This window comes from Methylibium rhizosphaerae, from assembly GCF_006386545.1.
GTDB classification, from domain to species: Bacteria; Pseudomonadota; Gammaproteobacteria; order Burkholderiales; family Burkholderiaceae_C; genus Pseudorivibacter; species Pseudorivibacter rhizosphaerae.
In genome coordinates, this window is sequence record NZ_SWAR01000176.1 from 1 (window position 1) to 712 (window position 712).

The 712-nt window shown below is 60.0% G+C and carries 1 protein-coding gene; it reads right to left on the reverse strand.

What is annotated here, in order from left to right:
* Positions 1–150: 150 nt before the first annotated feature.
* Positions 151–540, reverse strand: a complete 390-nt coding sequence (locus E8D38_RS27995; RefSeq protein ID WP_140637616.1) for a YbbD-related protein — start codon at positions 538–540, stop codon at positions 151–153.
* Positions 541–712 lie beyond the last annotated feature (172 nt).

Sequence of the window (712 nt, forward strand, 5' to 3'; positions counted from 1 at the left end):
GAGTACAACGAGCAGCGCCCTCACGACGCCCTGGGCGGCCTGCCTCCAAGGCTGTTCATGCCCAGGCTCACAACCGCCGCAGACTCCAGTTCCGGGATGTCTACTTGACGGGGGAGCTTACGGTTGTCCGCTCGATGGAGGGGTTAGCCGTCACTCGATGCTCCACACATAGCCTTCACCCAATGACGCAGAGTGGGCAACGAAGTAGCCTTGGCATGCAAAGAACACGTGCCTATGCGTGGATAACCCGTTTGCGGGGACGTCGCCTGGCCACCATGAACGGCTGAACGGCGGCTTCTTTAGCATCTGAGGCGACACCTGTACGCAGCCGGCTGGCAAGCTCAACTGCGTGCCTTTGGGTAACGCAAACGACAGCATGAAGAGATTGGTGTCGATGTTGTGCACCTCGCGTATGTCTGAAGCTTCCGGAGGAAGCCATGCTGGCACCCAACCGGCCGCAACCGAGCCCTTGCCCTGTGCTTCCGCGAAGCTTGTGTACGAAGCATCAAGTGTCTCGACGCAGGCGACCAGCTGCAACACGCATGCTGCGAGCGAGAGCCGCCACAGTACTCGGCTTCTCATGTGACGGCTAACGTTTGACATGAGCGGCGGCTTGCAGACGGCGAAGCCGGCTGTAAGACGTCCGCTCGATGGAAGGGTTAGGCATCACCTTGCTCCCTCAGCTCAGCGAGGACTTCGTTCGTGCTTTCTC